The 24,361-nt window shown below is 71.7% G+C and carries 21 protein-coding genes; 4 read left to right on the top strand and 17 right to left on the bottom strand.

Features of this window, described 5'->3' with window-relative positions; genetic code table 11:
• Positions 1-26: 26 nt before the first annotated feature.
• From bchO to bchF, 17 genes are read right to left on the bottom strand one after another with little or no spacing between them, the layout of a single operon-like run.
• Complete coding sequence (bchO, locus tag J2X36_RS05310; RefSeq protein WP_310347073.1) at positions 27-962, bottom strand: alpha/beta fold hydrolase BchO; 936 nt, start codon at positions 960-962, stop codon at positions 27-29.
• Entirely contained in the window at positions 959-2,719 is a 1,761-nt protein-coding gene (locus J2X36_RS05305) for a magnesium chelatase subunit D (protein ID WP_310347071.1), read from the bottom strand. Before J2X36_RS05305 ends, bchO begins: the two co-directional genes overlap by 4 nt.
• Positions 2,716-3,831, bottom strand: a complete 1,116-nt coding sequence (bchI, locus tag J2X36_RS05300) for a magnesium chelatase ATPase subunit I (RefSeq protein ID WP_405029733.1) — start codon at positions 3,829-3,831, stop codon at positions 2,716-2,718. The genes J2X36_RS05305 and bchI overlap by 4 nt, the downstream gene beginning before the upstream one ends.
• Before the next feature lie 32 nt (positions 3,832-3,863).
• A complete protein-coding gene (gene hemA, locus J2X36_RS05295) occupies positions 3,864-5,081 on the bottom strand; it encodes a 5-aminolevulinate synthase (protein WP_310347068.1) in 1,218 nt (405 codons plus the stop codon).
• Between the two features lie 53 nt (positions 5,082-5,134).
• Positions 5,135-5,959 (bottom strand): putative photosynthetic complex assembly protein PuhE, encoded by an 825-nt coding sequence (gene puhE, locus J2X36_RS05290; protein ID WP_310347064.1) that lies wholly within the window; start codon positions 5,957-5,959, stop codon positions 5,135-5,137.
• 10 nt (positions 5,960-5,969) lie between these two features.
• Positions 5,970-7,061: a magnesium-protoporphyrin IX monomethyl ester (oxidative) cyclase gene (gene acsF, locus J2X36_RS05285; protein WP_132254550.1), complete on the bottom strand. Its 1,092-nt coding sequence runs from the start codon at positions 7,059-7,061 to the stop codon at positions 5,970-5,972.
• The gene (locus J2X36_RS05280; RefSeq protein WP_132254551.1) at positions 7,058-7,363 is read right to left on the bottom strand and encodes a hypothetical protein; all 306 of its coding nucleotides are present in this window, start codon (positions 7,361-7,363) and stop codon (positions 7,058-7,060) included. The genes acsF and J2X36_RS05280 overlap by 4 nt, the downstream gene beginning before the upstream one ends.
• Positions 7,360-7,833, bottom strand: coding sequence for a photosynthetic complex assembly protein PuhC (puhC, locus tag J2X36_RS05275; protein WP_310347060.1), 474 nt, complete (start codon positions 7,831-7,833; stop codon positions 7,360-7,362). Before puhC ends, J2X36_RS05280 begins: the two co-directional genes overlap by 4 nt.
• A 16-nt stretch (positions 7,834-7,849) precedes the next feature.
• Positions 7,850-8,512 carry a photosynthetic complex putative assembly protein PuhB gene (puhB, locus tag J2X36_RS05270; RefSeq protein WP_310347058.1) on the bottom strand — a complete coding sequence of 221 codons (663 nt, stop codon included), beginning with the start codon at positions 8,510-8,512 and terminating at the stop codon, positions 7,850-7,852.
• On the bottom strand, positions 8,509-9,282 hold the full coding sequence (gene puhA, locus J2X36_RS05265) for a photosynthetic reaction center subunit H (protein ID WP_132254554.1): 774 nt from the start codon (positions 9,280-9,282) through the stop codon (positions 8,509-8,511). Before puhA ends, puhB begins: the two co-directional genes overlap by 4 nt.
• A 17-nt stretch (positions 9,283-9,299) precedes the next feature.
• Positions 9,300-10,739, bottom strand: a complete 1,440-nt coding sequence (locus J2X36_RS05260; protein WP_310347055.1) for a BCD family MFS transporter — start codon at positions 10,737-10,739, stop codon at positions 9,300-9,302.
• On the bottom strand, positions 10,736-11,443 hold the full coding sequence (gene bchM, locus J2X36_RS05255) for a magnesium protoporphyrin IX methyltransferase (RefSeq protein WP_310347053.1): 708 nt from the start codon (positions 11,441-11,443) through the stop codon (positions 10,736-10,738). Before bchM ends, J2X36_RS05260 begins: the two co-directional genes overlap by 4 nt.
• Before the next feature lie 13 nt (positions 11,444-11,456).
• Complete coding sequence (gene bchL / locus J2X36_RS05250) at positions 11,457-12,353, bottom strand: ferredoxin:protochlorophyllide reductase (ATP-dependent) iron-sulfur ATP-binding protein (protein ID WP_132254557.1); 897 nt, start codon at positions 12,351-12,353, stop codon at positions 11,457-11,459.
• Positions 12,350-16,060: a magnesium chelatase subunit H gene (locus J2X36_RS05245; RefSeq protein WP_310347052.1), complete on the bottom strand. Its 3,711-nt coding sequence runs from the start codon at positions 16,058-16,060 to the stop codon at positions 12,350-12,352. Before J2X36_RS05245 ends, bchL begins: the two co-directional genes overlap by 4 nt.
• Positions 16,035-17,591 carry a ferredoxin:protochlorophyllide reductase (ATP-dependent) subunit B gene (gene bchB, locus J2X36_RS05240; protein ID WP_310347051.1) on the bottom strand — a complete coding sequence of 519 codons (1,557 nt, stop codon included), beginning with the start codon at positions 17,589-17,591 and terminating at the stop codon, positions 16,035-16,037. Before bchB ends, J2X36_RS05245 begins: the two co-directional genes overlap by 26 nt.
• A gap of 2 nt (positions 17,592-17,593) precedes the next feature.
• Positions 17,594-18,880 (bottom strand): ferredoxin:protochlorophyllide reductase (ATP-dependent) subunit N, encoded by a 1,287-nt coding sequence (locus tag J2X36_RS05235; RefSeq protein WP_310347050.1) that lies wholly within the window; start codon positions 18,878-18,880, stop codon positions 17,594-17,596.
• On the bottom strand, positions 18,877-19,383 hold the full coding sequence (gene bchF / locus J2X36_RS05230; protein WP_310347047.1) for a 2-vinyl bacteriochlorophyllide hydratase: 507 nt from the start codon (positions 19,381-19,383) through the stop codon (positions 18,877-18,879). Before bchF ends, J2X36_RS05235 begins: the two co-directional genes overlap by 4 nt.
• Positions 19,384-19,799: 416 nt before the next feature.
• Between bchF and J2X36_RS05225 the strand changes: the two genes are divergently transcribed.
• The 4 genes from J2X36_RS05225 (at position 19,800) to J2X36_RS05210 (ending at position 24,360) form a co-directional block, all read left to right on the top strand.
• The gene (locus J2X36_RS05225) at positions 19,800-20,555 is read left to right on the top strand and encodes a cobalamin B12-binding domain-containing protein (protein WP_310347045.1); all 756 of its coding nucleotides are present in this window, start codon (positions 19,800-19,802) and stop codon (positions 20,553-20,555) included.
• A 35-nt stretch (positions 20,556-20,590) separates the two neighbouring features.
• Positions 20,591-22,042: a transcriptional regulator PpsR gene (ppsR, locus tag J2X36_RS05220; protein WP_207919215.1), complete on the top strand. Its 1,452-nt coding sequence runs from the start codon at positions 20,591-20,593 to the stop codon at positions 22,040-22,042.
• A 99-nt stretch (positions 22,043-22,141) separates the two neighbouring features.
• Positions 22,142-23,026 carry a chlorophyll synthase ChlG gene (gene chlG, locus J2X36_RS05215; RefSeq protein ID WP_310347042.1) on the top strand — a complete coding sequence of 295 codons (885 nt, stop codon included), beginning with the start codon at positions 22,142-22,144 and terminating at the stop codon, positions 23,024-23,026.
• Positions 23,026-24,360 carry a BCD family MFS transporter gene (locus J2X36_RS05210; RefSeq protein ID WP_310347041.1) on the top strand — a complete coding sequence of 445 codons (1,335 nt, stop codon included), beginning with the start codon at positions 23,026-23,028 and terminating at the stop codon, positions 24,358-24,360. The genes chlG and J2X36_RS05210 overlap by 1 nt, the downstream gene beginning before the upstream one ends.
• Position 24,361: the final 1 nt, after the last annotated feature.

Raw genomic sequence — 24,361 nt, 5'->3', positions numbered from 1 at the left:
CAAGGCGTCTTCAGTCCGTGTCCGCGTCAATCCGGCGGATCCTTCGGCGGCAGGACACCCACGGCCCTGGCTTCGTGGAGGATCGCGCTCGCGACGCGCTCGGGTGCTTCCTCGTGCGCGAGGTGGCCGAGGCCGCGCAGCAACTCCACCCGCCCGTCGGGCAGGCGGTCGCGCACGGCGAAGGCCGTCTCGGGCAGGATGGCGCGATCCTCGCCGCCGACGAGGAGCAGCGTGCGGAGCCGGAGGCCGACGATGTCGCGGTCGAGGGCGTCGAGATTCCAGTTCGCCATCATGCCCAGCGCGCCAGCGATGTGCCCGGGCTTGCGGAACAGGCGCCGATACAGATCGAGCCCCTGTGCGTCGAGCCGGGAGCCGGTGCCGCGGATCAGGCGCTCGACCGCGGCGCGATCGGCCGACCACGCGAAGATGCGCGGCGTGACCGGGTTCAGGAACAGCATCCGCGCCATGCCCGGGAAGACCAGTCCCGCCATCCCGGGAAAAGGCTTGAGAGCGCCGTTCAGGGCCACGAGAAGGCGGGGCGCGAGCCCGCCATCGAGGCAGGCCCGGACGAGGATCGCGGCCCCGGCCGAGTGGCCGACGACGACCGCGGGATCGCAGCCGAGGGTTCGAACGAGGTCGGTGAGCGCGCCGGCCATGCCGGGCAGCGACAGGCGCCGGTCGGGCAGCGGGTCCGTGAAGCCGTGGCCGGGCAGGTCCGGCGCGATCACGCGGAAGCGCTCGGCGAGGCTGGGCATCAGCCCGCGCCAGGAATGGGTCGCCGCCCCGGTCCCGTGAACGAGGAGAAGGACGGGCGCGGTCTCCGGTCCCATGGCCTGCACGTGCCAGGACAATCCGGAGGCCGTCACGAAGCGGCTCGCGCCGCGGTGGGGCCAGTCGCGGCCCTCCTCCTCCCAGAGAGGCCGATCTTCCCGGTAGGAGGGCATGGCGAGGCTCGCGCTCATGCGGCGGGCGCCGCCGCCCGCACCGCGGCCCCGAGGCTCGCGGCATTAGCCTGCGGCAGGGGGAGGTAGCGCGCGGCCATCGCCTCCGCGAGGCGCCGGGCCGCCTCCTGGGGACGGGATGCGGTGTCGACGAGAAGGGCCGCCAGCCCTTCCTCGCGGAAGGCGCGCGCGGCCGCTAGCGCCTCCTCCCCCGCCCGCGCCCGGCCCGGCTCCCCCGAGCGCCCCACATTCGCGCGCCCGTCGGTGAGCAGCACGACGAGGGGCGAGCCGCCGCCCCGTCGGATCGCGAGCGCCAGGGCGAGAGCCGCGTCGAGCCCGGTCGCCAGCGGCGTCCCCCCACCCCCGGGCAGCCCCGCGAGGCCGCGTTTCGCCCGCACCAGAGAGCGCGTCGGCGGCAGGACGATGTCGGCGCCCGCGCCGCGGAAGGCGATCAGGGCGACCCGGTCGCGCCGGGCGTAGGATTCGGCGAGCAGAGCCTCGACGGCGCCCTTCGCCTCCGCGAGGCGCTCGATGGCGGAGGAGCCCGAGGCATCGACGGCGAAGATCGTCGTGCTCTCGCTGCGCTGGCGATAGCGGGTGATGCGTAGGTCGTCCGTGCGGATCGAGATCCGCCCCGCTTCACGGGGCATCCGAAGCCGCTGCCAGGGGGCAGCCGCGCGAAGCGTCGCCATGAGGTCGAGCCGCGCACGGCGCGGATCGCCGGGCCGGCTGCCCACGGGCCTGCCTGACCGGGCTGAGGCCGCGGCGGCGCCGGACTTGCCGGCCTTGGCGCTCCGCACGCGGCCGGCCGCGAGCAGCGCCAGGAGGCCGGGGGGAATCGCGGCGCGCACCGCCGCCAGGACGACATCGTCGATGGGTCGGTCGCCGTCGCCGTCCCGGTCCGCAGGCGTGTCGGAAGTGGTCGGCTCTGGTAGGTCAGGCGGCCCGGCCTGAGGCTCGGGCAGGCGGGTGGCGCGCGGCGCGAGCACGAGTTCGGCGGCCTCGACCGCGTGAGCCTCTCCCGGCTCGCTCTCTCCGTCCAGCGCGGCCGCGAGGCGGGCGATGCGCAGAGCCAGGATCGGCGCGCGGAGGGAGGCGACGCCGAAGGCGCTGGCCGTGAGGCAGAGGCTCTCGATCCATCTCGTGCCGTGGCCGGGGCGATGGGACGTCACCGCTCCCGAGCGGGAGTGGGTGCCGGCCGGACGTGCCGGCACGGCATCCCGGGGCGCGGAGTCGGGCACGATGTCGCGCAGGCTGACGCCGTCGAGATCGAGCCGGAAGGCGAGGCGTTCGAGGAGAGCCGCCGGCGGCGCCTCGTCCTCGTCCCCCTCGTCGAGCAGGATCAGGCCGATGCGCGCGGGCAGGCGCGCCGCGAGCCCGTCTCGGGCAACCGAGACCCTGCCGGTATCGAGGCAGGCGGCGAGCCGTGCGGCGGTCGCCCCGTCGAGGCGCTCGGCCATCGGCACGATCACGAGGCCCCAATCCGCCTCGGCCAGCAGCCCCCGCTGGAGAACCGGCCGGCCCGCGGCGAGCGTCGCGGGAAGATCGAGGCCGCCGAGAAGGCGGTCGTCGGCGATCCCGGCTGGCATCCGGCGCACCGGACGTCCGGACGTTCGCGCGGCCGACAGGGCGGCGAGCCAAGCGTCGCGCACGGGACCCGGGCGCGCCCGCAGCCGGACGCCTCCGCAGCCGTGCGGATCGGCGGAGAGCAGCGTCGCGACCCGCAGGGCCCTGTCCCAGGCCGCCCGGCCCGCCTGCGGCTCGGGCGGCGGGCTCACGCCAGCACCTCGGCCACGGCGCGGGCCACGCGGGCGGTCGACCCCGCCTCGTCGAGGGGGTTGCGGCGCAGGCGATGCCGCAGCGCCGATGGCGCGACGCCGCGGATCTGCGCGAGCCCGACGCTCTCCTCTCCCTCCAGGGCGGCGAGCGCCCGGGCGGCCCGGATCAGGGTCAGCTCACCGCGCAAGCCGTCCGTGCCGAGGGCGAGGCAGAGGCGGGCCGCGGCCTCCAGGCTCGCATCGGGAACCCTGACCGCCGAGAGCCGGGCGCGGGCCGCGGTGATCCGCCGCCGCAGGGCCTTCTCGGCGCCGGCCTGCGCCGCAGCGAAGCCGCCAGGGTCACGCTCGAAGGCGTCCCGGCGTCGCACGACCTCGATCCGTGTCGGGATGTCGGTCGGCGTCGTCACCTCGACGGCGAGCCCGAACCGGTCGAGGAGCTGGGGCCGCAGCTCTCCCTCCTCCGGGTTGCCGCTGCCGACGAGGACGAAGCGGGCCGGATGGCGCAGGCTCAGCCCCTCCCGCTCCACGGTGTTGACGCCCGAGGCCGCCACGTCGAGGAGCAGGTCCACGAGGTGGTCCTCGAGGAGATTGACCTCGTCGATGTAGAGGAAGCCGCGGTTCGCCCGGGCGAGCAGGCCCGGTTCGAACGCCTTGATGCCCGCCGTCAGCGCCCGCTCCAGATCGAGAGCTCCGACGACCCGGTCCTCGGTGGCCCCGAGCGGCAGGTCGACGACGGGGATCGGCACGAGCCGCCCGTGCCGCGGAGAGCCGGCCGCGCAGTGCGGGCAGGCGGAGGCGGAACCGGCCGGGTCGCAGGAATAGGGGCAGCCCGCCACGGCCTTCATCGGCGGCAGGAGGGCGGCGAGCGCGCGGATGGCGGTCGATTTGCCGGTGCCTCGGTCGCCGAGCGCCAGCACTCCGCCGACGCTCGGATCCACCGCCGCGATGAGCAAGGCCCGCTTCATCTCGTCCTGCCCGACGATCGCCGAGAAGGGGAAGACCGGGGCCGCCTCCGGCAGCGAGGTCCTCGGACGCGGGCTCGGCTTTCGGGCCGCCCGGGGCGGGAGCCGCACGATACCGCCCTCCCCGGTCTCGGGCTCGCTGAGAGGCATCGGTGCGGATCGCTCGTCGAGGGTCATGGGCCCTACTCCGCTGCCACCTTCTCCAGGCCGATGCGCCGCCAGATCGTGGAGAGCGCGCCGACCAGATGATCGATGTCCTCGTCCGTGTGCAGCGGCGAGGGGGTGATGCGCAGGCGCTCCGTGCCGCGCGGCACGGTGGGGTAGTTGATCGGCTGCACGTAGATGCCGAACTCGTCGAGCAGGGCGTCGCTGATCGCCTTGCAGAGAACGGGGTCGCAGACCATCACGGGCACGATGTGGCTGCCGTTGGGCAGGTAGGGGATGCCAACCTCGTCGAGGCGGGAGCGCACCTGCCGGACCCGATCCTGGTGCCGCGCCCGCTCGGCGCTGCTCTGCTTGAGGTGGCGGATGCTCGCCGCCGCGCCCGCCGCCACGGCCGGGGGCAGCGAGGTGGTGAAGATGAAGCCCGAGGCGAAGCTGCGCACGAAGTCGCAGAGCTTGGCGGAGCCCGTGATGTAGCCGCCGTGCACGGCGAAGGCCTTGCCGAGCGTGCCCTCGATCACGTCGAGGCGGTGGGCGAGGCCCTGCCGCTCGGAGATGCCGCCGCCGCGCGCGCCGTAGAGGCCCACCGCGTGCACCTCGTCGAGGTAGGTCAGCGCCCCGTGCGCCTCGGCGACGTCGCAGATCTCGGCGATCGGGGCGATGTCGCCGTCCATCGAGTAGACGGATTCGAAGGCGACGAGCTTCGGGCGGCCGGGTTCGACGAGGCCGAGCTTGCGGTCAAGGTCGTCGGGATCGTTGTGGCGGAAGATCTGGCGCTCGGCCCGGCTCGCCCGGATGCCCTCGATCATCGAGGCGTGGTTGCCCTCGTCGGAGAAGACGACGCAGCCCGGCAGCTTGCCGGCGAGCGTGCCGAGCGCGGCCCAGTTCGAGACGTAGCCCGAGGTGAACAGGAGTGCAGCCTCCTTGTCGTGAAGGTCGGCCAGCTCGCGCTCGAGGAGCACGTGGTAATGGTTGGTTCCCGAGATGTTGCGGGTGCCGCCCGCCCCCGCCCCGCAGCGGTCGAGCGCCTCGTGCATGGCAGCGAGCACCGTCGGGTGCTGGCCCATGCCGAGATAGTCGTTGGAGCACCAGACCGTCACCGGGCGGGTGCCCGCCGGATGGTGATGCACGGCGTGGGGAAAGCGCCCCGCCTGCCGTTCGAGATCGGTGAAGACGCGGTAGCGCCCCTCGCGGTGGAGGCCGTTCAGCTCGGTGGCGAAGAAGGCTTCATAATCCATCGCGGGGCTCCCCTTCCCTGGTGGTCTTCGTCGCGCGTTCTCTCGCGCTCGGTTCAGGCGGCGTCCCGGTGGCCGATCTCGGCCGGCTCGGGTGCTGTGATGACGAGGGACGCCGGCTTCGGTCGCGCCGGCAGGCTCCAGTTCCAGAGGGCGCTGGAGGGCAGCGGCAGCATCAGGAACCAGTGCTCCAGCGTCGCGAGCGCCGTCAGCGTCGTCAGGATGGTGAAACCGACGAGCTCGAAGGCGGCGAGATCGTCGGCGAGGGCCGTGCGGCCGAGCAGCGCCACGATGATCGTGGCGAGGCTGACCGAGACCGGGAACAGCAGGTTCATCGGCTTCTTGGCGAGGTAGCAGCCGAGATAGCTCAGGTGATCCGGCAGGAACTCGGCGTTCAGGTTGCGCACGCCGAGGAACATGTTGAGCCGCGCCGAGAGGTTCATTCCCCACAGGATCAGGTAGGTCCAGAGGGCGAAGCGGTTCGGCGCGTCCCGGGTGAGGACGAGGATGGCGAGCGCACCCGCGACGATCGCGATCTCGTGCCAGAGGCTCGCGGCGGCCGCCGCCCGGAACCGCTCGAACCCGCGCGTGCCCGGCGGGCAGGCGCGCGGGGCCGGGCCCGAGACGAAGCCCATGTAGTAGCTGATCTCCTGCCAGCCCCAGACGAGGAGCGCCGCCGTGAAGGCCGTGTAGGCGCCTGCCTCGCTCGCATCTCCCGCGCTCGCGCGCACCGCCCACAGAGAGGCGGCGAGGACGAGGCTCGCCCCCGCCATGCTCCAGCGGAAGGTGCGGCGCGGCAGATGATCGAGCAGGATGATCAACCCGGTGGAGAACCACCAGATCGCCACCGCGTAGAGGGCCGGCACGGCGTAGGGCGACATCGGCGCCCCGCTACCAGACGGGCTGCAGGCGGATCTCCGCCGGCATCGGGTTGTCGACCGCCGGCAGCAGCATCAGCCGACTGAAGGCGACCGCCGCGCGCGCGGCCTGGAACCCGTGCGCGACGCGGCCCGCGAGCCCGCCGCGCGCCTTCGCCTCCGCGATCTTCTCGGAGCAGTCGAGAAGCCTGTCGAGGAGCGCCTTGAAGCGCGGGTTGTCGAGGTCGAGGGTGAGCGGGAAGGTCTGGCGCGAGATGTCGGAGGTGATGCGGAAGACCTTGAAGTCGTAATCCGTCGGGTCGACGCCGAGGGCCTTGTGGAAGGCCGGCCGGCAATGGTCGCGCACGTACATCGTGGCGAAGACGGCGAGCAGGAAGAACTTGATCCAGTAGCGGTTGAGCCCGGTCGTCAGCCTCGGGTTCGCGCGCATCAGCAGGGCGAAGGCCTCGCCGTGGCGGAACTCGTCGTTGCACCACTTCTCGAACCATTTGAAGATCGGATGGAAGCGGCGGTCCGGGTTCTTCTCGAGCTCCCGGAAGATCGTGATGTAGCGGGCGTAGCCGATCTTCTCCGAGAGATAGGTTGCGTAGAAGATGAACTTCGGCCGGAAGAAGGTGTATTTCTTGGTCTTCGTCAGGAAGCCGAGATCGACGCCGATGCCGAAATCCTTGAGCACGTCGTTGATGAAGCCGGCGTGCCGCGCCTCGTCCCGGCTCATGAAGCCGAACAGCTCCCGGATGTCGGGGTTCTTGGCGCGCTTCTTCATCTCTGCGTAGAGCACGCAGCCCGAGAATTCGGCGGTGATCGAGGAGACGAGGAAGTCGAGGAATTCCTTGCGCAGCTCCGGATCGAGTCCCGACAGGTCGACGTCGAACTCGGCATTGCGCACGAAGTGGCGCTTGTTCGGGTCGGCGCGCAATTCGTCGATCAGCACGGTCCACTCGGCGCGGACGGGCTCGACATTCGTGCGGTCGAGTTCCTCGAAATCCGTCGTGTAGAAGCGCGGGCTGAGGAAGGTCGTCTCCTGCGCGGCCTTGGTCGATTCGTTGACCGGAGCCTTGGGGACGGGGTTCTGCGAGAGCGGGTGCTTGATCGGAGCGTTCACAGTCTCCTCCTCTCGGTGAAGCTGACTTCGTAGAGCTCGGTCAGTTCGAGATGGCCGGCGAGCTTGGTCCAGAGGCGCTCGACGCGGCCCGCCCGGGTGACGGTTGCGGTGCGCTCGACGACGAGACGCTCGCCGTAGGGCACCGAGGTCGGCGCGTCGTGCACCTGCACCTCGTCGCCCGGCTCGATCTCGAAGGGCGCGTGCAGGCTGACATGGGCGTGGAGGGTCTCGGGTGTCTGCTCGATCTCGATCGTGCAGGGCACCTCGACGGTCTGGCGACCGTTGAGCCAGTCGAGGATCATCGGATCGTGCTCCCTTCGGGCAGAAGCGTCTCGGGCAGGAGTTTGGCGAAAGCCCCGGCATTGGTGGCGCCGAAGGCTTCGAGGTTGACGCGCCGCCCCGTCGCCTCGTCGGAGAGCGTCAGGCTGCCATCGTCGTAGCGGGTGAGGCGGAACGGCTCGGCACGGCCATGGCCCGCCCGCAGCCGCGCCTGACCGAATCCGCGAAGCGTCGCGCGCAGGAACCCGTCCTGGCCCGGCGCGACGAGGGCCACGAGCCGGTCGCTGCCCGCCTCGTGGAGCGTGATCGCCCCGTCGCTGCGATCCTCGACGGTGAGAGCGAGGCTCGCCACCGGGTTCGCCTCGGGCTTCTCGGTGATGCCGACGCCGCCCGTGCGGCCCACGGCCACCGCGAGCAGCGTGAAGCCGATGAGGGCGCCCGCGCCGACGAGGGCCGGGGCCGCGACGGGCACGCTCTCCGCATCGTTCGACATCGGCGTCTCCTCTCTGTCAGCCGGCCACGGCGAGCCGCGGCGGGCGGGCTGGGGTGGGCGCGCCCTGCGGCCGCTCCGCGAGAACCGGCAGGGCACTCTCCTCGGGCGCACGCGCGGCCTCGATCGCCTGGGCGAGGAGCCGTGCGACCGAGCGCGCCGCCGGCACCGAGCGCAGCATCGGCTGAGGCTCGGCGACGTGCCAGGGCCGTGCATGGGGCCAGAGATGCAGGTAGGCGATGCGGGTGCCGGGCTTCAGGCGCACGGGCAGATCGCCCGTCCCGTCCCCGAAGGCATGGAGGCCCGCATCCGCCACCGCCGCGAAGGGCAGGTTGAGGGTGACCGGCAGCGCGATCCCGACCCGCATCACGATCCGCCGGTTCGTGATCGTGTAGGTGGTGGTGCGCGCCGACAGCCAGCCGAGGACGGCGACGAGGATGACGGCGACGCCGAAGGCCGCGAGCGTCGGCGCCGTCTCCGCGGCCGCGTCGGCGAGGCTCGCCGCCGGCAGCGCCTGCCAGAGAGCCAGAGCCGAGAACCACAGGGCGACGAGGCGCAGGTGCAGGGCGCGCAGGGCGATCCCGGCGGCCGTGGGGCGGCCCTGCCAGAGGATGCGCTCGCCCGGCGGCAGCGGCTCCGGCAGGCCCTCCGGCACGAGGATCTCGTTCGTCGGGGCGCTCACAGCAGGGCCTCCTGACGATCGGGCGTGGCGTAGAGGGTGCCAGCGCCGAAATAGGCCATGATCTTCTCCTCCTCGAGGAGCGTCACGGAATCCGGATCCTTCGTGCCGGGAATGTCGGCGAACTGGCTCGCGAGCAGCGCCTCGGTCTTGACGGTGCGCGAGAAGCGCCCCGTCCGGCAGAAGGTGTGGGGCATCAGCACCCGCCGGCCGCCCGCTCCGAGCTCGACCTCGTAGTAGCGGACCATGCTCTCGCCGCGGTCGATCCAGAGGTCGCTCACCGTGCCGGCGACCTGCCGGTCGGCGCCGAACACCGTCATGCCGATCGGGTTCGGGCCGTCCTCGTGCACCGTGAAATGGGTCGCGACCCGCAGGGGCACGATGCGCTTCTGGCCGTCGAAGGTGTGGTCGTGCTCGTCGTCCCGGTGCACCCAGGAGCCGGGGCCGATGTGATCCTGCATGGGGTTGCCGCCTGGCTCCAGCGGCGCGCCGGGCCAGGGCTCGCGCTTGTGCCCGACGAAATTGCGGTCGGGCTTCGTGTCCGTCTGCGGCGCGGTCTTCACCTTGCCGTCCGAAAGCGGGAACAGCTTCGGCGTTGGGATCAGGATCGGGTCGGGGCTCTTCAGCCGCCCGGTGACCTCGGCCTCGAGCGGATATCCCTCCCGCCGGTCCTCGCGGCGGATCCAGAAGATCAGCCCGGCGAAGAAGATCCAGAACGCGTAGAGAACCACCTGCGCCACGTCGACGTAGCCCGTGATCTCACCTCTTGGCATGGCGAACCTCCCGACGCTCAGCTGGACGGTTGGACGAGGGCGGACGGAGCGAGGCCGCGCTCGGGTTTGGGGTGGGTGCGGCGTCCCTCGCGCACGAGGGGGCCGATGGCGACGAGGGTCGCGAACAGCAGCGCGATCTCGATGTGGTAGACGACGAGGTATCCGATCGCGGGATCGCTCAGGGCCTCGCCCAGCGCTCCCGAGGTGGCGAGGTCCGAGCCGACGTCGCGCAGGATGCCGCTCGCCGCGATGGCGAGCCCCGCCGCGCTCGCCTGCACCGCGCCCCAGGCGCCGAGGGCGAGGCCCGTATCCTCGGGGCCGGCCTTGGCCATCGAGGCGGTGAGCGTGCCGTGGGCGAACAGGCCGCCGCCGAGCCCGATCAGCGTCACGCCCGTCGCGAAGAGCTGCTGGGAGGCGAGCGGGGCCGCGAAGACCACCGCCGAGAAGGCCATGATCCCGACGACCGCGCCGGCCGCCGCCACCCGGAACGGGTCGCCGCCCCGGTTGAGCCATCGCGCGGCGACGAGGAGCCCGAGGCCGCCGCCGGCCGCCAGCATCGCCGTGAGCGCGGTCGTCGCCGCGACGGAGAGATGGAGGATCTGGCCGCCATAGGGCTCGAGCAGGATGTCCTGCATCGAGAAGGCCGCGGTGCCGAGGCCCGTCGCGACGAGGCGGCGGCGGGCGAGCCCGCTGCTTGCGTAGAGCGCCCAGCTCTCCGAGAAGCCCGGCCGGGCCACGTCGCGGCCGGTGCGGGCCGGATCGCGCGGCTCCTGCTTCCAGAGGGCGATCCCGTTCACGATGATCGTGACGAGGGCCGCGCCCTGGATCACCTGGATCAGCCGCACGGCGGAGAAATCGGCCAGCAGCCAGCCGAAGGCGAGCGCGCTCACCATCATGCCGACGAGGAGCATGACGCAGAGGAGCGCCACCACCTTCGGGCGGGCCCGCGCCGGGGCGAGGTCGGTGGCGAGCGCGAGGCCGACCGTCTGCACGGTGTGGAGGCCCGCGCCCACGAGGACGAAGGCCAGCGCGGCGGCGAATTGCCCGGCCCAGAGCGGCCCCGTCGTGTCGCCCGACAGGAGCAGCAGCGCGAAGGGCATGATGGCCAGCCCGCCGAACTGCAGCAGCGTTCCGAACCAGATGTAGGGGACGCGCCGCCAGCCCAGCACCGAGCGGTGCGTGTCCGAGCGAAAGCCGACCAGGGCCCGGAGCGGGGCGAAGATCAGCGGCAGCGAGAGCATCAGGGCCACGATCCAGGCGGGCACAGCGAGCTCGACGATCATCACCCGGTTCAGCGTGCCGATCAGGAGCACGGCGGCCATGCCGACCGTGACCTGGAACAGGGCGAGCCGCATCAGCCGGCCGAGGGGCAGCTCGGCGGTGGCCGCGTCCGCGAAGGGCAGGATCGCGGGCGTGAGGCGCATCAGCGCCTGCGTGATACGGCGGGAGGCCGTCATGCCCGCCCCCGCGTCAGTTCGAGAGCGTTCGACAGGTAGAAGCCGCTGTTGATCCGGTGCGTCCGGGCAAGCGCGAAGCCCGCGAGGTTCGGCTCGCGGTCGATTCGCTTGGAGAGGCCCCGCGTGGTGATCGGCACGATCGCCGGTGCCCGGTCGGATTTCGGGAAGAGCTTGCCGGCCGCGTGCATCAGCGTCAGCAGGGCGGTGCGCGGCGCCACCGTGAAGACGATCGAGCCGTTTGTCCGGCTGCCGAGCTCGGCGAGCGCCCGGGCGATGTCGCGGCCCGCATAGTGGATCAGCGAATCCATCGCGACGACGTGGTCGAAGCGGCCGAGGCCGGGATCGAGCATGTCGCCGACGCGGAACTCGATCGCGCCCGCGCCGGCGACCGGCTCGGTCCGCTCCCGGGCGAGCCCGATCAGCGTCGGCGAGACGTCGATGGCGACGACGTCCGCCCCGCGGCGGGCCGCCTCCAGGCTGAGCGCGCCGGTGCCGCAGCCGGCGTCTAGGATGCGCAGCCCGGTCAGATCCTCCGGCAGCCACGAGAGCAGCGTCCCGCGCATCGCGTCGCGCCCGGCCCGCACCGTCGCGCGGATGCGGCTCACCGGCGCGTCCGAGGTCAGCCGCGCCCAGGCCTCGACGGCGGTGCGGTCGAAGTAGGTCTCGAGCTGGCCGCGGCGGGCGGCGTAGGTGGGGCTCGTCATCGGCCGGCGCTCCTCAGTCGAACCCGAGGAATTCGAACAGGTCGCGGTCCTTCATCGGGATCGCGTCGAGCGGCTTGCCGCCCGCCCAGAGGTAGGCCGCGAGCCGCAGATACTCGGCCTGGACGGCCTCCAGCTCCGGCGTCGGCTCCATCTCGAAGAGGGTGGACTTCTTGAGGCGCGAGCGCCGCACCACGTCGAGGTCCGGGAAGTGGGCGACCCGTTCCAGGCCGACCGCCGCGTTGAAGCGGTCGATCTCGTCGGTCTTGGCCGAGCGGTTGGCGATCACCCCGCCGAGGCGGACGTTGTAGTTCTTCGCCTTGGCGTGGATCGCGGCCACGATCCGGTTCATCGCGAAGATCGAGTCGAAGTCGTTCGCGGTGACGATCAGGGCCTGCTCGGCGTGCTGGAGCGGCGAGGCGAAGCCGCCGCAGACCACGTCGCCGAGCACGTCGAAGATGACGACGTCGGTGTCCTCGAGGAGATGATGCTCCTTGAGCAGCTTCACCGTCTGCCCGACCACGTAGCCGCCGCAGCCGGTGCCCGCCGGCGGTCCCCCCGCCTCCACGCACATCACGCCGTTGTAGCCCTCGGCCACGAAATCCTCGATCCGCAGTTCCTCCGAGTGGAACTGCACCGCCTCGAGCGCATCGATCACGGTCGGGGCGAGGCGCTTCGTCAGCGTGAAGGTCGAATCGTGCTTGGGGTCGCAGCCGATCTGCAGGACGCGCTTGCCGAGCTTCGAGAAGGCGACCGAGAGGTTCGACGAGGTCGTGGACTTTCCGATGCCGCCCTTGCCGTAGATCGCGAAGACCTTGGCGGTGCCGATCTTGACGTTCGGGTCGAGCTCGACCTGGACGCTGCCTTCCGGCTGCTTTCGCGCTGCGACGGGGTTTCGGATGGCGATGTTCATGCGGCGACTCCCGCGGTGATGCCTTCGAGGCGATCCTCAAGCTCCTCCTCGGCCCGGTCGAGCGCTTCGCGCGTCGCCGCGTCGGGAGACCAGAAGCCGCGCTCGTGCGCCTCGATGAGGCGGTGGGCGACCTTGGCGGAGGCGGTGGGGTTGAGGGCCGCCATGCGCTCCCGCATGGCGGGGTCGAGCACGTAGGTCTCGGTGATGCGCTCGTAGATCCAGGGGGCGACCTCGTTGGTCGTCGCCGACCAGCCGACCGTGTTGGTGAGGTGGGCCTCGATCTGGCGGACGCCCTCGTAGCCGTGGCCGAGCATGCCCTCGACCCATTTCGGGTTCAGCATGCGGGTGCGGGTCTCCAGCGCCACCTGCTCGGAGAGGGTGCGTACGCGCCCCTCCCCGCGGGTCTGGTCGCTGATGTAGATCGGCACGCTGGCGCCCTTGGCGCGGGCCACCGCCCGACCCATGCCGCCGAGCCCGTCGAAATAATGGTCGACGGAGGTGACGCCGACCTCGACCGAGTCGAGGTTCTGGTAGGCGAGATCGACGGAGGCCAGCACGCTCTGCATCAGCGCGCGCTGCGGGGCCGGCTTGCCCGTGCGCCCGTAGGCGAAGGATTTGCGGCGCGAGAAGGTCTCGCACAGCTCGGCCTCGTCGTCCCAGCGGCCGGTCTCGACGAGGTGGTTGACGTTGGCGCCGTAGGCCCCTTCCGCGTTCGAGAAGACGCGGAGTGCGGCCGTCTCGAGGTCGATGCCCTGTTCGGCCTGGATGGCGAGGGCGTGCTTGCGCACGAAGTTCCGTTCCGCCGGCTCGTCGGCGGTCGCCGCGAGGTAGGCGGCCTCCGCGAGGAGCTTCGTCTGCAGCGGCAGCAGATCCCGGAAGATGCCCGACAGAGTCGCGACGACGTCGATGCGCGGCCGCCCGAGCCGGTCGAGGGGAATCAGGCTGGCGCCGCAGAGCCGGCCGTAGCCGTCGAAGCGCGGCTCGGCGCCCATCAGCGCCAGAGCCTGGGCGATCGGGCCGCCCTCGCTCTTCAGGTTGTCGGTGCCCCACAGGACGAGGGCGACGCTCTCGGGAAGGGGCCGCCCTTCCTCGGCGTAGCGGGCGAGGATGCGTCCCACTTGCCGCGCCCCGTCCGCCACCGCGAAGGCGGAGGGCAGGCGGTAGGGATCGAAGCCGTGGATATTGCGGCCGGTCGGCAGGATGGCAGGGTTGCGCAGGAGGTCGCCGCCCGGGACCGGCGGGATGAAGCGGCCGTCGAGGGCGCGCAGCAGGGCCGGCACCTCGTGGTCCTGCGCCAGGAGTCGGTCGGCGTCCGCCAGCGCCGCGAAGGCCGTCCTCTGCGTCTCGTCGAGGGGCAGGCCCGCGAGTGCGAGGGCGGCGTCGATCCCGGCGCCGGCGACCAGCGCCTCGATGCCGGCGCGCGAGGGCGCGATCCCGTGGGAGGCTTCCGCCAGGGCGTTGAGGAGATCGACCCTCTCTTCCGGGGGCGTGCCCGCGCCGACGACGTGGAGCCCGTGCGGGATCAGCGTGTGCTCGAGTTCGCTCACCGCGCGCCCGAGCGCGGCGACCTGCTCGGCGGCATCGACATCCCAGGCCGGATCGTCGCCGAGGAGATCGAGGGCGGCGGCCTGGCTGCGGATGAGGGAGGCGAGGTCGCGCCGCTCGGCCTCCGCCTCGGGCTCCAGGCCCCGCCAGCGCTCGATTGAGCCCTTCAAGTCAATCAGCCCGCGGTAGAGCCCGGCTTGGGCGAGGCTCGGGGTCAGGTAGCTGACGAGGGTCGCGGCCGAGCGGCGCTTGGCGAGTGTCCCCTCGGACGGGTTGTTGGCGGCGTAGAGATAGACGTTCGGGAGGGCGCCGATCAGCCGCTCGGGCCAGCAGGCGGCCGAGAGCCCCGTCTGCTTGCCGGGCATGAATTCGAGTGCCCCGTGCGTGCCGAAATGCAGCACGGCGTCGGCGGAGAAATCGTCCCGCAGGTAGCGGTAGAAGGCCGAGAAGGCGTGCGTCGGCGCGAACCCCTTCTCGAACAGGAGCCGCATCGGATCCCCCTCGTAGCCGAAGGCCGGCTGCACCCCGACGAACACGTTGCCGAACTGCGCGCCGAGAACGAGGAGGCTCGCCCCGTCGCTGTTCTGGCGCCCGGGTGCCGGACCCCATTGCGCCTCGATCTCGTCGAGATGGGGCTCGCGCCGGACATGGTCGTCCACGGCGATCCGCGTGTGGACGTTGGCGGCGGTCCCGAACCGGCCCGCATTGCCCCCGAGGATGCGCTCGCGCAGATCCTCGACCGTCTCCGGCACCTCGACGGCATATCCGTCCGCCGCCATGCCCTTCAGGACGTTGTGGAGCGAGGCGTAGACGGAGAGGAAGGCGGCGGTGCCGGTCGCCCCGGCATTCGGCGGGAAGTTGAACAGCACGATCGCGACGCGACGCTCGGGGGCCGGCCGCTTGCGCAGGCTCACGAGGCGCGCCACGCGCTCCGCGAGGCGCTCGACCCGCTCCGGATCCGCGCTCATGTCCCGGCTGTTGCGATTGCCCGAGCGTAGGGAGCGCCCGCCGAAGACGGTCGGCGCGGTCGCCCCGTCGAGTTCGGGAATCGCGACCATCATCGTTGCCTCGACCGGCGAGAGACCGCGGTCCGATTCCGCCCATTGCTCGACCGTCTGGAATTCGAGCGCGTGGGCCGCGAGGTAGGGCACGTCGAGGCTACGCAGCATCGCTTCCGCAGCGGCCGCGTCGTTGTAGGCGGGGCCGCCGACGAGGGAGAAGCCGGTGAGCGAGACGAGGGCGTCGATGGTCGAGCGCCCGTTGCGCCGGAAATAGGCCTCGACCGCGGGCCGGTTGTCGAGGCCGCTCGCGAAGGCGGGCACCACGCTGAGCCCCCGTGCTTCGAGGCCGGCGATCACGGCGTCGTAATGGGCCGTGTTCCCGGCGAGCACGTAGGAGCGCATCAGCAGGAGGCCGACGCGACCCTTCGCCGGCCCGGACGGACGCGGAAGGGCCGCGGGATCGTCGCCGACCCGGCCCGGCAGGCGCGGATGGTAGAGGCCGGTCTCCGGATAGCTCAGGGGCGCGGGCGCCGCCGCGATCTCGCGCCAGGCCGAACGCTCGCCCGAGGCGTAGCGGCCGACGAGGAAGCGGACGAGGCTCGACACGTTCTCGTCCGAGCCGGAGAGCCAGTATTGCAGCGTCAGGAAATAGGCCCGCACGTCCTGCGCCGAGCCGGGGATGAAGCGGAGAATCTTCGGCAGGTTGCGGATCAGCGCCATCTGCCGGCCCGCATTGCCCTGGGCCGGGCCCTTGCCCCGCAGGCGCTTCAGGAAATCGAGGGCGCTGCGCTGCGACCCGTCCATGTTGAATCGGTTGAGCCGCGTCGTGCGCACGATCTCGGCGGCCGAGAGGCAGCCGATCATCGCGTCGCAATCGGGTCGGCGCGCGAGGAGCGCCGGCAGGATGGCGCGCACGTGCTCGTCCATGAACAGCATGGCGCTCAGCACGATGTCGGCCCGCGCGATGTCGCGGCGGCAGGCTTCGACGGCGGCGGGATCGGCCTCCCAGTCCGCGGCGGCGTGGAAGCCGAGGACGAGGCCGGGCATCTCGCAGGCCAGCGTCTGGCGCGCGCGCTCGACGGCGCTCGCCAAGTGGTTGTCGAGCGTCACGATGACGACGCGGATGTCGGGCCGCTCAGCGGCCGAAATGCGCTTTGGCATCGTACAGTGTCTCAATGGTGATGAGCGCGAGGGCGCGCTCGCGGGCGAAGCGCTCGGTGTTGGCACGGGCTTTCCCGCGCACGAAGAACGGAATCTTCCTCAGTTCCTTCTCGGCCTCGGCCGCCCAGGCGATCGAGGCGGGCGCGGCGACGGTGACGGTGGTGACGGGCTCGGGCGGCACCGTGCGGGCCTTGCCGCCGAGATGCGAGGGCGCGGCGCCGTCGTGGAACTCCCGGTCCTCGCGGAACATGCCGAGGAGGTGCTCCTCCAGGCCCATCATCAGGGGGTGGACGAGGGTGTCGAACAGGACGTTCGCCCCCTCGAAGCCCATCTGCGGGGAGGTGCGGGCCGGGAAGTCCTGCACGTGGACGGGCGCCGAGATGACGGCGCAGGGCAGGCCGAGGCGCTTGGCGACGTGGCGTTCCATCTGCGTGCCGAGGACGATCTCGGGCGCGGCCGCCTGGATCGCCGCCTCGACGTCGAGATAATCGTCGGTGATCAGAGCCTCGATGCCGTGCTCGGCCGCCTCCGCCCGCACCTCGCGGGCAAATTCCCGCCCGTAGGTGCCGAGGCCGACCACCGCGAAGCCGAGTTCGGAGCGCGCGACCCGGGCGGCGGCGAGCGCGTGCGTCGCGTCGCCGAAGATGAAGGCGCGCTTGCCCGTGAGGTAGGTCGAATCGACGGAGCGCGCGTACCAGGGCGCCCGCGAGCCGTGCTCGGCGAGGATCGGCGCGGGGTCGAGGCCGGCCAGCGCGGCCACCTCCTCGACGAAGCGGGTCGTGGCGCCGAAGCCGATCGGCACCGTCTCGACCATCGGCTGGCCGAACGCCTTCTGCAGGTATTGCGCGGCCGCGCGGGCGATCTCCGGATAGAGCACGACGTTGAAGTCGGCCGCGCCGAGGCGGGCAAGATCGGTGGGCGAGGCGCCCATCGGCGCCGTCACGTTCACGTCGATGCCCAGGCGGTTCAGGAGTCCGCGGATCTCGGCGACGTCGTCCCGGTGGCGGAAGCCGAGGGCGGTCGGCCCCAGGATGTTACAAAGGGGGCGCCGGCCCTCGGCGCCCAGGCGCGGGGCTCCTGGTGCCGGCGCTGGTCCAGACAGCGCGCGCACCAGTCGGTAGAAGGTCTCCGAGGCGCCCCAGTTCTCCTTCTTCTGGTAGGCCGGCAATTCCAGCGGGATGACGGGGATCGGCAGGTTCAAGGCCTTCGCGAGGCCGCCCGGATCGTCCTGGATCAGTTCCGCCGTGCAGGAGGCGCCGACGATCATCGCCTCGGGCCGGAAGCGCTCGTAGGCCTCGGCGCAGGCGCTCTTGAAGATCTCGGCCGTGTCGGCGCCGAGGTCGCGGGCCTGGAAGGTCGTGTAGGTGACCGGGGGCCGCGCGTCGCGCCGCTCGATCATCGTGAAGAGCAGGTCGGCGTAGGTGTCGCCCTGCGGCGCGTGCAGCACGTAGTGCAGGCCGCGCATCGCGGTGGCGACCCGCATGGCGCCGATATGGGGCGGTCCCTCGTAGGTCCAGACGGTGAGCTGCATCGTCAGACCTCCAGCCGCGCGCGGCGCAGGAGGGGCCGGGCGAACAATTCGGCGAGGTCGCCGGCCTGCTCGTAGCCTTGGATCGGGGTGAACAGCAGCTCGATCGACCATTTCGTCGCGAGCCCCTCCGCCTCGAAGGGGTTGGCGAGCCCGAGGCCGCAGACCGTGAGGTCGGGCCGCGCCGCGCGCGCCCGGTCCATCTGCGCGTCGAGGCTCTGGCCCTCGACGACCCGGGTGCCCGGCGGCAGCAGCGCCAGCTCCTCGGCGAGATGCGCCCGGTGCAGGTAGGGCGTGCCGACCTCGGCGAGCTCCATCCCCATCTCGCGGGCGAGGAAGCGGGCGAGCGGCACTTCGAGCTGCGAATCGGGGAAGAAGAAGGCCCGCTTGCCGGAAAGCCGCTCCCGGTGCGGCGCGAGCGCCCGCTCGGCGCGGGCGATGCCCGGCGCGGTCGCCGCGGCAAAGCGCGCCTCCGGCACGAGGAAGGCGTCCGCCGCCGCCCTCAGCCAGCCCGTCGTGCCCTCCGAACCGAGGGGGAACGGGGCGGCGATTCGGGTCGCGCCGCGGGCCTCGAGCGCCCGCGCGGTATCCGCCAGGAAGGGCTGCGCGAGGAGGTAGGACGTGTTCGGCCCGACCGGCGGCAGCGCGCCGGCGCGCCGCGCGGGCAGGACGTGGACGGGGCCGATGCCGAGCTCCGAGAAGAGGCGCAGGAACTGGTCCTCGACCACGTCGGCGAGCGCGCCCACGACGAGGAGGGAGGGCGCCGCGTTCGGCGCCTCGCGCGGCATCTCGGGCACGAGCGCGGCGAGGCAGGCATCCTCGCCCTGCGTGAAGGTCGTCTCGATGCCGCTGCCCGAGTAGTTCAGGACCCGCACGGCGGGCGCGAGGCGCTGCGACAGCCGCAGGGCCGCGCGGCTCAGATCGAGCTTGATCACCTCCGAGGGGCAGGAGCCCACGAGGAACAGGAGGCGGATGTCCGGCCGCCGCTCGATCAGGCGCGAGACGACCCGGTCGAGTTCCTCGTTCATGTCGGCGAGGCCCGCGAGGTCGCGCTCGTCGATGATCGCGGTGGCGAAGCGCGGCTCGGCGAAGATCATCACGCCGGCCGCCGACTGGATCAGGTGCGCGCAGGTGCGCGAGCCGACGACGAGGAAGAACGCGTCCTGGATCTTGCGGTGCAGCCAGACGATGCCGGTCAGCCCGCAGAACACGGCGCGCTGGCCGCGCTCCTGCCGGAGGGAGACGCCGCAGCCCTCGGAGGGCGCGTGGGGGAGCGGGGCGTGCGCGTTCATCGGGCCGCCCCCGTCGCGAGCCTGAGTCGCGGCGCCGATTGCAGGCGCGCGGCCCGGAGCTTCAGGACGAACTGGGCCGCGTTGACCGCGTAGGCGGCGTAGGCCGCGAGCGCGAGCCACATCAGCCCCTGAAGCGGGAGGAGGCCGAGCCCGAGCGCCGCGAGGTAGGCGGTGTGCAGGGCCAGCACCAGCATGCTGACCACGTCCTCCCAGAAGAAGGCCGGCGCGAACAGGTAGCGGCCGAACACCGCCTTCTCCCAGATCGAGCCGGTGACCATGATCGCGTAGAGCACGAGGGTCTTGGCCACGACCGAGAGGTTGGCGGCGGCTTCGCCCTCCCCCGTCGACAAGGTGCGCAGCACCAGCGCGAGACTCACGAGGAAGACGAGGAACTGGAGCGGCGCGAGGATGCCCTGAACCAGCGTCCAGGGACTGGCGTCGCGGCGAGCCCGCTCTGCCGGCGTGTAGAGCGGCGGTCGTTTCGGCTGGCCCAGCGGACCCATGCTAACGCCCCATTCCTGCCCAGGGCCGGCCTCTCGATGGGCCGGCTCGAAAGGAGCCTAGGAATTGGCCCGACGAGTGTCAACCACGCTTTACGTCAAGAGAGGATGACAATGTTCGCGGGACGGAAACGGCCGAGCATTGCCAAAGCCGCCAATCGGCGTATCGTGATACCTGAAGTCGCCCCGCGAAGAGGGCGTGATCAATCCGGAAACCCCGTCTCGGCGCTGCACGTCGAAACACAGCAAGAAGCCGTCTGCGACATTGGGAGGGACCAATGGACGACGTCAGGCGTTTCGGCGGCCGAATCGCCAAGGGGCATCTCGCGCAGGAGATGGCGCGGGCCTGCGAGCGCGAGGCTGAGGATCAGGCCGAATCCGAGGAGCCCGTGATCCGTGCGAACGGCCATCTCGCCCGCGTGGTCGAGGCCGAGATCATCCCCCGGCTCATGCTCGCGCACGCGCCGTCCGCTTCGTCCCCCCGCCCATTCCCGAGGGGGGGCCGAAAGCCGACGCCGGCCGAGATCGCCACCTTCTCCGATCTCGTCCTCGCGCCTCCGGGCGAGGAGGTCGAGGACCGCATCGAGGCGCTGATCGCCGACGGCTTGAGCCTCGAGAGCCTCCTGCTCGACCTCCTCGCCCCGACGGCGCGCCATCTCGGATACCTCTGGGAGGAGGATATCTGCGATTTCGCGGATCTCACGGTGGCGATGGGTCGGCTGCAGCGGATCATGCACGACCTGTCCCTGCGCTACGCGGCCGAGACCTTCGACCCTTTGCGCGGCCGTAACATCCTGCTGTGCCCCTGCCCGGGCGAGACCCACATCTTCGGGCTCTCGATTCTGGAACGGTTCTTCCGCGATGCCGGTTGGGATGTGGTCGGAACCGCCCTCGACGCGACGGCCGATCCGCTGGGTCGCGCCGCAGACGAGTGGTTCGACGTCGTCGGCTTCTCCCTGCACTGCGAGGTTCACCTGCCCAAGTTGACGGAAGCCGTGCACAACATTCGCCGGCGATCACACAATCCCGGCGTGCGCGTCCTCGTGGGCGGGGCGATTTTCGTGGACAACCCTGGCTTGGCGAAACTCGTCGGTGCCGACGCGACAGCGGCGGATGCGCGTTCCGCGGTGGCCATTGCCGAAAGCTTGCTTGATCTGCAAGCCAGAGCCTGCTGAAAGACCCGCTCACCGACATCACAACCTGGTGATCATTGACCAGTCTGGCGAGCACTGCCGCGCATGCAACCGCCGCGGCCCTACCCGAAACTCTCGGCGCCCTCGGCGGAGGCGCTGCGGGGCTCCTCGTTGCGGCCGCGATGGACCTGTCGCTCGTCATCGACGCGCAGGGCATCATCCGCGAGGCCGCCTTCGGCGAGGCCGATCTCGTCGCGGAGGGCTGCGAGGCCTGGGTCGGCCGTCGCTGGATCGACACGGTGACCGTGGAGAGCCGCCCCAAGATCAGCGCGCTCCTGCAGGATGCGGCGCCGAACACGGTGACGCGCTGGCGGCAGGTGAACCATCCGTCGAGCCGCGGCATCGACCTACCCGTGCGCTACGCCTCGATGCGCCTCGCGCCGGATGGGCCGATCATCGCGATCGGGCGGAACCTGCAGGCCACGGCTGCCCTGCAGCGGCGGCTCGCGGAGACGCAGCAGGCGCTGGAGCGCGACTACCTGCGCCTGCGTGGGGCCGAGACCCGCTATCGCATGCTGTTCCAGCTTGCGAGCGAGCCCGTCCTCGTGGTCGACGCCAGCACCCGCCGCGTCAGCGAGGCGAACCCGGCCGCCGGGAATCTGATCGGGCGCCCCGAGAAGCGCATCCTCGGCCAGGACGTGGTCGATCTGTTCGACGCCAGCGCGACGCGCAGCCTCGAAGCGCTCTTTGCCGGGCTGCGGATCACGGGCCAGGCCGACGAGATCGTGGTGCGCCTCGCCAACGGCCGCGGCTCGACCCGGGTCGCCGCCTCGCTCTTCCGCCAGGAGAATGCGGCGAGCGCGCTCCTTCGGCTCAGCATCCCGAACGAGTCCGTGCGGAGCTCCCACCGCGCAGGCGGCTCGGTGCTCGAGGTGATCGCAGGGCTACCCGAAGCGTTCGTGGTCACCGACCTGTCGCGGCGTATCCTGACCGCGAACAACGCCTTCCTCGACCTCGCGCAGCTCGCCACCGAGGAGCAGGTGCGGGGCGAGCCGCTCGAGCGCTGGCTCGGGCGCGAGGAGACGGAAGCCTCCGCGCTCTTCGCGACGCTGGCCGAGCACGGTTCGGTCCGCCATTTCGGCACGAGCCTGCGCGGGCAGCTCGGCTCGGTGGAGGACGTTGAGGTTGCCGCCGTCGCCGTCCCTGGCGGCGATCACCCCTGCTACGGCTTCAGCATCCGCGGCGTGCCGCGCCGCGCCCTCTCCACGATCGTGGGCGGGCACGAGCTGCCGCGCTCGGTCGAGCAGATGACCGAGCTCGTTGGGCGGATCTCGATGAAGAATCTCGTGCGCGAGACGACCGACATGATCGAGCGCCTCTGCATCGAGGCGGCCCTGCGCATCACGCGCGACAACCGGGCCTCCGCGGCGGAGATGCTCGGTCTGAGCCGCCAGGGCCTCTACGCTAAGTTGCGCCGCTACGGCATCGGCGATCTTGACACTCTCGATGGAGCCGATGCCGAGACATGACACCGAGGGTCTCCAAAGAGACTGTCTGTCAATGCGAGATGACACCGAAATCTGTCTATTGATATTGACAGGGCGGCGGGCGGAAAATAGCGTCGCCCCATGGCAACGCCGGCCCCTAGCGCACTCATCGAGCTTCTGAAGCCGATCACGTGGTTCGCGCCGATGTGGGCCTTCGCTTGCGGGGTCGTTTCCTCAGGCCAATCCCCGCAGGGTCAATGGCCGGTGATCGCCGCCGGAATCGTGCTCGCCGGCCCGCTCGTCTGCGCCACGAGCCAGGCCGTCAACGACTGGTACGACCGCCACGTCGACGCCATCAACGAGCCGGACCGACCGATTCCCTCCGGGCGCATGCCCGGACGCTGGGGCTTCTACGTCGCCGCCGCCTGGACGCTCCTTTCGCTCGCGGTCGCGGCGGCCCTCGGGCCCTGGATCCTCGGTGCCGCCCTGTTCGGCCTCGTCCTCGCGTGGCTCTACAGCGCCCCGCCCCTGCGGCTGAAGCAGAACGGCTGGTGGGGCAATACGGCGGTCGCGATCTGCTACGAGGGGCTGCCCTGGTTCACGGGAGCGGCCGTGATGGCCGCCTCCATGCCCGACCGGCGCATCCTCGTCCTCGCCGCCCTCTACTCCATCGGCGCCCACGGCATCATGACGCTGAACGACTTCAAGTCCGTCGAGGGCGATACCCGCACCGGCATCCGCTCCCTGCCCGTCCAGCTCGGCACCGACCGGGCCGCGCTGTTCGCCTGCTGGGTGATGGCGCTGCCACAGGTAGCGGTCGTCCTCTGCCTGCTCGCGTGGCAGCGGCCCTGGCATGCGGGGACGGTCGCCCTGCTGCTTCTCGGCCAGCTCGTCCTGATGCGCGCCCTCCTCGCCGCGCCTCGGGCGAAGGCCGCTTGGTACAACGGCACCGGAACCACGCTCTATGTGATCGGCATGCTGGTCGCCGCCTTCGCCCTGCGGCCGCTCCTCCAGGGGGGCGCCTGATGCAAGCGGCCGGCTTCTCCTGGGCGCAGATCGCGCGACTCGGCCTCGTGCAGACCGCCCTCGGCGCGGTCGTGGTGCTGATGACCTCGACCATCAACCGCGTGATGGTCGTCGAGCTCGCACTCCCGGCCATCGTCCCGGGCGCTCTCGTCGCCCTCCACTACGCGGTCCAGGTGCTGCGCCCGCGCTGGGGCTACGGCTCGGATGTCGGCGGGCGGCGCACGCCCTGGATCGTCGGCGGCATGGCCGCCCTCGCCCTCGGCGGATTCGGCGCGGCCTGTGCCACCGCCCTCTGCGAGGTGGATCGCACTGCAGGCCTCGCGCTCGCCGTGCTCTCCTTCCTCACCGTCGGCATGGGCGCCGGGGCGGCCGGCACCTCGCTCCTCGTGCTGCTCGCCACCGGCGTCGAGGCGCGCCGCCGGGGGGCGGCGGCCACCATCGTCTGGGTGATGATGATCGCGGGGTTCGCGGTGACGGCGCCGCTCGCCGGCCATTTCCTCGATCCGTTCTCGGGCGCCCGCCTCGTCGCGGTCTCGGGCGCGGTCTCGGCCATCGCCTTCGCGGTGGCCTGCCTCGCCGTCATCGGCGTCGAGCCCCACCGCCCCTCCGAGGCGCCGGCGCCGGAGCGCAAGCCGCCCTTCCTGCAGGTCCTGGCGCGGGTCTGGGCCGAGCCGCAATCGCGGCGCTTCACCGTGTTCATCTTCGTGGCCATGCTCGCCTACAGCGCGCAGGAGCTGATCCTCGAGCCCTTCGCCGGGCTCGTCTTCGCCATGAGCCCCGGCGTCACCACGAAACTCGCCGGTCTGCAGCACGGGGGCGTGCTCGCTGGCATGCTGTTCGTGGCCGGCGTGACGATGGGCATCGGCGGCCCCGTGCTCGGCTCGCTGAAGCTCTGGACCGCGATCGGCTGCGCCGGATCGGGCGCCGCGCTCGTCGGCATCGCCGGAGGCGGCCTCGTCGGGCCGGACTTTCCCCTGCGAGCCCTCGTCTTCGCCCTCGGGCTGTTCAACGGCATCTTCGCGGTCGCGGCCATTGGCTCGATGATGGCGCTGGCCGGCGCCGGCGGCGAGGCCGAGCGCGGCACGCGCATGGGCGTCTGGGGGGCCGCCCAGGGCGTCGCCTTCGGAACGGGCGGCTTCCTCGGCACCGTGGCGGTCGATCTGACCCGCCTCGCCATGCGGGAGCCCGTCCACGCCTACGCGGCCGTCTTCACCGGCGAGGCCCTCCTCTTCGTCGCTGCGACCGTGATCGCGCTCCGCGTCGAGCACGCCGCCGAGACCCGGGTGCCCCGCGCCCGCCGCGCCACGATCCTGCGCTTCGAGCCCCGCTTCTAGA

It is taken from the genome of Methylobacterium sp. BE186, assembly GCF_031457035.1.
Taxonomy (GTDB): domain Bacteria; phylum Pseudomonadota; class Alphaproteobacteria; order Rhizobiales; family Beijerinckiaceae; genus Methylobacterium; species Methylobacterium segetis.
The sequence above is the reverse complement of the archived record's forward strand: the minus strand, read 5'-3'. Positions and strand labels throughout refer to the sequence as shown.